At 37.9% G+C, this 8,512-nt stretch carries 6 protein-coding genes; 4 read left to right on the top strand and 2 right to left on the bottom strand.

Translation table 11 applies throughout. The annotated features are described in order from the left end of the window. The 4 genes from ACQKCJ_RS03950 to ACQKCJ_RS03935 form a co-directional block, all read left to right on the top strand. A partial coding sequence (locus ACQKCJ_RS03950) for a TonB-dependent receptor (protein ID WP_427401424.1) occupies positions 1-1,276 on the top strand: 1,276 nt, incomplete at its 5' end. 24 nt (positions 1,277-1,300) lie between these two features. Further along, positions 1,301-2,242, top strand: a complete 942-nt coding sequence (locus ACQKCJ_RS03945; protein ID WP_427401423.1) for a cytochrome-c peroxidase — start codon at positions 1,301-1,303, stop codon at positions 2,240-2,242. A gap of 206 nt (positions 2,243-2,448) precedes the next feature. Further along, a complete protein-coding gene (locus ACQKCJ_RS03940; RefSeq protein ID WP_131423805.1) occupies positions 2,449-2,964 on the top strand; it encodes a molybdopterin-binding protein in 516 nt (171 codons plus the stop codon). A gap of 82 nt (positions 2,965-3,046) precedes the next feature. Then, on the top strand, positions 3,047-3,238 hold the full coding sequence (locus tag ACQKCJ_RS03935; protein ID WP_427401422.1) for a cold-shock protein: 192 nt from the start codon (positions 3,047-3,049) through the stop codon (positions 3,236-3,238). Positions 3,239-3,966: 728 nt separating this feature from the next. On the opposite strand, the gene ACQKCJ_RS03930 is transcribed toward ACQKCJ_RS03935, so the two are convergent. After that, positions 3,967-6,597 carry a DUF5916 domain-containing protein gene (locus ACQKCJ_RS03930; RefSeq protein WP_071638154.1) on the bottom strand — a complete coding sequence of 877 codons (2,631 nt, stop codon included), beginning with the start codon at positions 6,595-6,597 and terminating at the stop codon, positions 3,967-3,969. A 45-nt stretch (positions 6,598-6,642) separates the two neighbouring features. Next, positions 6,643-8,496: an alpha-amylase family glycosyl hydrolase gene (locus ACQKCJ_RS03925; protein ID WP_427401421.1), complete on the bottom strand. Its 1,854-nt coding sequence runs from the start codon at positions 8,494-8,496 to the stop codon at positions 6,643-6,645. Positions 8,497-8,512: the final 16 nt, after the last annotated feature.

Genomic DNA, 8,512 nt, shown 5'->3' with positions numbered 1-8,512 from the left:
CTTCGAAAACTCCATAATACGTATTAAGCTTCCTGCGGTTCCGTTCAACGGGCTTTCATCTCGTGCCCTCCGGGCAAGACGAAAGCTTAGTTATTTCTGGCAGTGGCCGGTTTGGAATAAAGAAAGTTATTACTTCATTTCAAATTCAAATCTGGATGCCAAAAACAGTTTGAAAACAAGAATATATTACGACAAATTTAAAAACACACTCAATAGTTATGATGATAAAACCTATTCCACCCAGACAAAGGGATATGCTTTTCAGAGTCTTTACGATGATTATACCTATGGAGGAAATGTAGAATATAACACGCAGATTATTCCCAAAAATGATTTCAAAATTGCCGTGCATTTTAAGGAAGATGTGCACCGCGAAAACAATCTGGGTGAACCAGTGCGTCATTTTATAGACAATACAATATTGATAGGAATTGAAGATGTTTATAAAGTCACTAATAAATTTACAGTAATTCCGGGAGTGAGCTATAACATAAGAAAAAATATTCAGGCCCAGGATTATACCAGCGCTACCAAAATAATTTCTAATTATCCCTCTGCTGATGCAAGTGATGCTTATAATGCACAAGTTGGGGTATTTTACGAGTTAAACCAGGATCAAAAGGCAGGGGCAACCGTTTCGCAGAAAACCAGATTTGCTACAATCAAAGACCGTTATTCGTACAGAATGGGAACTGCCATTCCCAATCCTGATTTAAAACCCGAGACAGCCATAAACTATGAGGTAAATTATACGGCAAAGTTTTTTGAAAGACTCACTTTCCAGACGGCTTTGTTTTACAGTACCATTACTGATGCGATTTTAAGTGTAAGTAATGTGCAGCCAGGAAAAGCGCAGATGCAGAATTTTGGCAAGGCCCAGTACAGCGGTATTGAGCTACAGGCGGATTATTCCATTTTGGAAAACCTGTCCCTGAATGTAAATTACACCTATATTGAAAGAAAGAATATGACAAGCCCGGAGGTTCATTTCACTGATGTGCCGGGTACAAAGGTAATGGGGACACTGGAGTACCAGCCTTTGAAAGTTCTAAGGTTAATTGCCAATGCCGAGTTTAACTCATCGAGGTACAGCACCAGTTACGGAACTGCGGTTGCGGACTACACCCTTTTAAATTTCTATGCTTCGGGCAGGATACTAAAAAACTTCAGCCTTGATGCCGGATTAAATAATATATTGGACAGAAATTACAGCCTTGTGGAAGGGTTTCCCGAAGAAGGGCGAAATTTCTTTGTAACGCTTCGTTTTTTTAATTAATTTTTGATGCTAAAAGGATCATTAATGCCTATACAATCCCATTATAAAAAACTTACCCTGCTACTGGTGCTGGTGACCGCCGCTATATTCATTGCGGCCACTTCTGCAGTGCCTGTATATACAGATCCGTATAAACTGGAATATCCGGATTATTTTGGCAACCGGATCAGTATCCCGGCGAGCAATCCCACTACCAGACAGGGCGTTTATCTGGGAAGGATGCTGTTTTATGAAACCAGGCTTTCATCGAGCAAAACAATTTCCTGCGCGAGCTGCCATCAGCAGAAACTGGCATTCACCGACGGGAAAGCTTTTAGTGCGGGAATAGACAGGCCCACCAGGCGCAATGCCATGTCCCTGGCAAACCTTCTCTGGGTGCGAAACTTTTTTTGGGACGGCAGGGCAAAAGGATTGGAAGCCCAGGCAAAGGTCCCGCTTGGCGATCCGCATGAAATGGGAAATTATCTGGATAGGGCCGTTAAGGAGCTTCAGAAAACAAAGCTATATCCCGGGCTATTCAGGGAGGCTTTCGGAACGCCGGTAGTCACAGCGGACCGCATTGCAATGGCAATCGCCCAGTTTGAGCGCACATTGATTTCAGCGAACTCTAATTATGATAAATACCTGCGGGGCCAGTACAAGCCAACAGATCACGAGCTCAGTGGAATGGAACTGTTTATGAATTCCGCTGATGCAGGCAAAAACATCAGGGGCGCCAGCTGCGCGCAGTGCCATGGCACCCCTAAAATGTATATGGAATTATTCCATAACAACGGCCTTGACATTGTTCCAAAAGACCTGGGGCGGGAAGAGCTGACAGGAATGCCCAATGACAGGGGACGCTTTCGGGTGGTAACGCTTCGAAACATTGCCCTCACCGCCCCATACATGCACGACGGAAGGTTTAAAACCTTCAGCAGGTGCTGGATCATTACAATGAGCATATCCAGCCAAGCCGGACTTTAAGCCTGTCTTTGGTAAACCTGCCTAACGATGTGGGAGGCAAAAGCCTTGGGCTCACGGCAGGTGAAAAATCAGATATCATCAGTTTTCTCAATATGCTCACGGATTCCACCTTTACAAACAATCCAAAGTTTTCCGACCCACATCTAATTCAAAAGTAAATGTCTTGATTTTATAGCGCTTACAGCTTAACTATTCAAATAACAAAAATGAAAAAATATCCTTTATCCCGTATTATTTTAATCTTCTTATTTTTAGTAATCTTTTTGCAGAATATTTCCGCGCAAAGTGTTGTGAAGCAGGCAGTAGTAAAAGTGGAGGGAGAAGTTTTAAAGCCCATGTCGCTGGGCATGTTGGATCTGGCAAAGATGAAACGCGTGGAAGCCACCATGAAAGACCGCGATGGGAAGTTGCAGCAGTATTCAGGGGTACCCGTGTTTGAAATACTGCAGTTGGCCGGGGTCACTGTTGGAAAAGAGCTCAAAGGGGAAAACCTTGCCAAGTACCTGCTGGTCAGATGCAGCGATGGCTATGAGGTGGTTTTCTCTTTGGCAGAACTGGATCCGAGTTTTACAAACCGGGTTATTATTTTAGCAGACTCAAATGACGGAAAACCCTTAGCAGATGGGATAGGGCCATTTCGTTTGGTTGTCCCCGATGAGAACAAACCGGCCCGATCGGCGCACGAGGTTACCCATTTAATTATCCGGTTTGCGAAAGATTAAACAGTTTTAAATATAATTGTTCTTTTTCAGTTAAATTATACTAGATTTCTTATATTTATATCCAATCAATAATTTAAGCAAGATGCAGGAAGGTACAGTAAAATTTTATAATGAAGAGAAAGGTTTTGGATTTATAACACCAAAGGATGGCGGCAGTGAAATCTTTGTTCATGCCACAGGGCTGTCGGAAAGCATCCGTGAGAACGACGAGGTGCGTTACGAGGTAGAACAAGGTAAAAAAGGCCCAAACGCAGTAAATGTGGTTGTGGTCTAATATTCTTAAAAAAACAAACAAAAAAGCATCTGCTTTACAGATGCTTTTTTGTTATACACTTTTATGGTCAAAGGATAAAGTAACTTTATTATGATCTTAAATTTGGCATAATGAAAATTGATTGGGTTATATGAGCCCTAGCGCTGCAATCTTAAATTTAATTACAGTTTGTGGTCGTGAAATCGTCTATTGCTCAATATTGAACAAAAAGAAATTAAAATGTTATGTGTCTGCTGCTGCAGCCCTAGTTAATTGTCAATATTTATTTCATATGATAAAATGGAAAACCCGCCCAATACAGAAAATGCATCAGCCGGGGTGTCCATAAACATAATCTTCCATTTTATGTTTACTTAAGTTATCTAAAGGGCTGTAATGCTCTTTTTGTGTTGTTTTAAAGTCTTTAAACTTCAAAACTTAAAGGATGGGCATCGCTGCAAGGTCAAAGGTGTGCTTTCCTGACCGGTTGTAGTTACAGCCTGTGGGTATGTTATTACACAATTCGCATTCTTAATATTTAGTCTTGACCGATGCAAGATATTATTTTTAGGTTTAATATTATTTTTTAGGAGCTTTTCCCGCTATTCGTTGCAATCTTTTGTGGCGAACCCCGGCACAAAAGGATTTCCACTGCACACGAGCGAAGCGAACTGGCGAAGCAATCGGGGCTAGGTTCTGACAGATGCGACAAAACCAACACAGGTATCTAAAAAAAAAACTATTATACACTAAAGCATAAATCGATATGTAATTTTTATCAAAAAAGTATTAGTTGGTTTTCTTCCTAAAATCTGAGAATTCAGTTCTGAAAACAAGTTTTCATCCGCATTTCCGTCGGATGTTATTCCCTGCGACCAAACCAAAAATAATTCCGAACCAGGAATATATTCCCATCTTGCAACTAAATTGGATCGAAATTGCACAAAAGCAAAATCCGGATTTTGAATTTTGTAATCTGTAATCCCATTTTTGTCTTCATCAATCTGGTAATTATTTTCTAATTCATTAAAATAAATCTGATTTGAATCAAACAAACTTACTCGATCTCCATAATAAAATGCGGCAGGATTTATTACTTTATTAAAAGCATTGTATCTTCCTCTGGAAATAAAAGGCTGGCCATAATATTGAATGGTAAAATTTGGATTAATATTATAATCTAATCGTATAGAGGTACTTAAAGTATTTTGACTCAGATTTGCCGTAAGATATCGGGGATCAGTATTAAAACTGGTTTGAGTAATATATTGCAGCTTATTTTGCTTTGAAGAAAAACTAGCGCTTAAAGAAAAAGTAAAGGCGTTAATGGGCTGATATATAATGCCAGCAGCAAACTCAGTATATGAAAATGAATTGTTTTTGCCCTTTGTATCATAAAGGGCAAAGTTGTATTTAAACTTTTTTCTATTGTCTGAAGTAATACTGACCGATTTAAAAAACTCTTCAGAATAACGAAAACGTGGGCCTCCCTGCAAAATAGAGTTTGAATAATTTATAGGTTTATAAATCGCTAAAGCAGTAAAATTCCAATTGTTTTTTAATACAAAATCTGAATTAAAAGAATATTGCATTTTATTGTAATTTCCTTCAAAATCAAAATTTGAAAGCTGTTCCAGGTGGGTTGTGATTTTTCTAAACTGACTGAAAGGTTTTAAAGTTTCATAAGACACTAATGCATATTGTTTGATTTCGTCTGCCTGCCTTAAAAAACCAATATCATTTAGTTCCAATTCTGGAGATCTCCATATTATAGATCCTTTGTAACGCCAGTTTCCAACACTAGCTTTTCCTATTTCAAATTTTCCACCTGTTCCTGTGAGTGATCTTTTTAAAGGATCAACAGAAAGATGTCCGGCATCTGTTCTCTGGAATAAATGCGTCATATTTCGCTGTGTAGCTGTTATAGCTTCTTCGCTGCCTTCGACTTTGCTGGCAACAAAATTGCCTTTAAAATAATACTTTCTATTTTTCCAATTATGCATAAAATCCACTCCGGCTGTATAAGCAGATTGATGCATAAAGTTTAGAAAATTAGTTTCTAAATTTCGATTTACGGCAGTAAAAACAGCACCAAAATAACTGTTGCGATTATTAAAGTCTTTTTGAACTCTGCCAATAAAATAATTGGTTAATGGTTCTACCAATACCTTTTCAATTCGGCTATTTTCCTGAATTTTGGCATATTCTTTATTTGTCACACTTTCTAGCATTCCAATTGACCAGCCATTTTTAGTTTTTCCGCTAAATTTTGCTGCTCCCAAAATGGCGGTATTATTAGGAATTGACATAAAAGCACCAGATGGAACATTGGGCTGTCCGTTAGGATTTCGTCCAATTCTGCGGGAATAAAACAAATTATCCTGATCATCAGCAAAAGAATAGTTGAAAATGTTTTTATTTTCTACAAAAAAAGGACGCCGTTCATCATAAAAAACTTGAAAACCATCTAGTACAATAGTAGATGGATCAGCTTCTACTTGTCCAAAATCGGGATTAATAGTTAAGTTTAATGTTAAATCATTAGTGACACCAATTTTGGCATCTAAACCTCCGTTCAATTTAAAATCATTACCGGTTTTAAACGGATTTCCTTCTTGCGCTGGATAAGTTTCCAACTTAGAAAGTACAAAGGGCTGAATTTCGATCTGCCTTTTAGGAGATAAACCAATTAAACCTCGTAACTCTCCAAATTCACTGACCCAGCCTGGCGCATCGAGTGGAATTCGCTGCCAGACAGATCGTTCTTCGGTTCTGAAATATCTTCTGGTAGACTGCAATGCCCAAACTTGTTCAGGAAGATCACTAAATTTTAACTGACTTAACGGAATTTTGATTTCGGCAGTCCAGCCTTCCTGATCAATATTCGTTTTTAAATACCAGATTGGATTCCAATTTCCATCCCATGTTTTTCCATTATCCGAAATAAATCCATCGCTTTTTACACCGGCAACAGAAGCTGCAAATGAAAAACTGGTAAGCTGATCGTTATGACTGCTGATATTTATTTCGATCCAATCACCTTCAAAACCATCACGTCTCGATAATCTTTCTACAATTCCTTTTGGATCTTTGTCATAACACCTAAAACCAAAATAAATAAAATCTTTATCATATATAATCTTGAATTTTGTCTGTTCAGAAGGCTCAGTATTTTCATCCGGCAGATTTTCTATATAATCTCCGGTCCAGTCCACAATATCCCAACTTTCATCGGTTAGAAATCCATCGATTACGGGTGCAGCCAAAGCACCTAAAGCTTTTGTGGTGTAAACTTTTTTAGCTGTTTTAGGTACTGACTGCCCAAAGCTAAACTGAAAAAAAAATAACAATACAAACAAAGTCTTTTTATAACAAATCATATGCTTGATTTTTATTAAATCGAATTTCATCTCTAAGAACCCTGATTATTTGTTTAGTTCCAATATCCACATTTTCATAGCCGGAATTGAAGTTTTTTTCGATAATGAAAAGTTTTCATCTGTAATTACATTCTTCCCCGAAGAAAAGCCAGCTGATCTTTCGTCGTATTTCTGAAAATCAATTTCTTTTTGGGCATTGCTGGTATTCATAATACACATGATTGTTTGCGTTGCATCATATCTAAAATAAACATACAAGCCATCTACCGGAATATAATGCATCATTTTTCCGGTGGTTAAAGCCGAAGACGTTTTTCTGAAATTGGCTAATTTTCGAACTAAATCCTGAGTTGATTTTTCATCATCGGTTAATCCTTTTCCTGTAAAGGCATTTTTGGAATCTGTAGCCCATCCACCTGGAAAATCAGCACGAACCAAACCATCAGGAGCTTTGAATCCTTTAGCCAATACTTCAGAACCATAATATAATTGCGGGATCCCGCGACAAGTAAGCAGCCATTGAAAACCTATTTTTTGTTTCTCTGCATTTTCTCCCACAACAGAGAAAAAACGCGGTTCGTCATGATTGTCTATAAGCAGCACTTTTTGCATCGGATTTTTACTTAAAAAATCACTGCTTAGTGTATAATAAAGTTTATTTACACCTTCTGTCCAGCCGAAGGGTTGAGTGAGAGCCGGAATGATTCCGTAGTATAAACTTTGAAAATCAACAACTGATGGTAAATTGCTTTTAAAAGGAGTATCCATATTATTTTGTTCAAAATAGGCTTGGTTGGCTACTCCGTGAACCATAATCTCTCCAAAAATGGTCATTTTAGGAAATTCATTTAAAATTGCCTGATTGCAGCGATTTGCAAAGTTTAAATCATTGTAAGTATATGTATCTAAACGAACTCCATCTATGCCAAAAGTTTCAATGTGCCAAATACAATTCTGAATTAAAAAGTTGGCCATGTAGGGATTATCCTGATTGATATCGGGCATGATTTTATCAAACCAGCCATCGCTCATTTTCTTCTGATCAGATTTTGTGCCGTATGGATCAAATAATGACTGTTCTCTATAATTGGTTTGGGTATATTCTGGCCAACGATGCACCCAGTCATTTTCTGGCTGGTCTTGTTCTAGAAAATGATACAATCCAAAATGATTGTAAACAGCATCAAAGATGAGTTTCATACCGCGCTGATGCAATTGATTGCTTAGTTCCTTATACTTTGTGTCTCCACCGTAACGCGCATCAATTTTATAATGATCTGTAATGGCATAACCATGTTCGGTTCGGTTCATCATATCATTTTCCATTACCGGAGTAAACCATAAAGTGGTAATTCCTAATCCCTGCAGATAATCTAAATTATTAATCACGCCCTGCAAATCACCACCATGGCGATCATACATTTGATTTCTGTCCAGCGATTGATCTCTCATTCCTTTAACACGATCATTTGTAGGATCTCCATTGCTAAAACGATCCACCATAATCAAGTCGATAAAATCAGCCGAATTTACTCCTTGCCCATACAATGTTCCATTGCCAGGTCTTCTGGAATTAAGCGACCAATTAATTTTTTGCTTTTTTCCTTTCTGAATTACTTCAATGGAAACATTTCCCGGTAGCGCGTCTGGTGAAATTAAAATATCTACAGCAACATATCTTTTATTCGAAAATTGGTGTGTTTTCAAAACCTTTATACCAGAATAATTTATGAGAACATCAGCTGAAGAAAAAGCTTCACCTGTACTTCGAATAAGTAATTGAATAGGATTTGTTTTCATCCCGACCCACCAATTGGTTGGATATATGTCAATATTTTTGGCATTAACAATGAATGTGCAGCACATTAAAACCAAGTAAAAAAAGATTCTTTTTTTCATCTCTAACTATTTTTAG

Origin of the sequence: Flavobacterium sp. NPDC079362 (genome assembly GCF_050267765.1) — a bacterium.
In the GTDB taxonomy this organism is placed as follows: domain Bacteria; phylum Bacteroidota; class Bacteroidia; order Flavobacteriales; family Flavobacteriaceae; genus Flavobacterium; species Flavobacterium azizsancarii.
This window is presented reverse-complemented; position numbering and strand designations above follow the sequence as displayed.

Excerpts from the sequence above, each read along its gene's own strand:
- ACQKCJ_RS03925 (WP_427401421.1), bottom strand. The coding sequence starts at position 8,496 with ATGAAAAAAAGAATCTTTTTTTACTTGGTTTTAATGTGCTGCACATTC.
- ACQKCJ_RS03940 (WP_131423805.1), top strand. The coding sequence starts at position 2,449 with ATGAAAAAATATCCTTTATCCCGTATTATTTTAATCTTCTTATTTTTA.
- ACQKCJ_RS03945 (WP_427401423.1), top strand. The coding sequence starts at position 1,301 with ATGCCTATACAATCCCATTATAAAAAACTTACCCTGCTACTGGTGCTG.
- ACQKCJ_RS03935 (WP_427401422.1), top strand. The coding sequence starts at position 3,047 with ATGCAGGAAGGTACAGTAAAATTTTATAATGAAGAGAAAGGTTTTGGA.
- ACQKCJ_RS03930 (WP_071638154.1), bottom strand. The coding sequence starts at position 6,597 with ATGATTTGTTATAAAAAGACTTTGTTTGTATTGTTATTTTTTTTTCAG.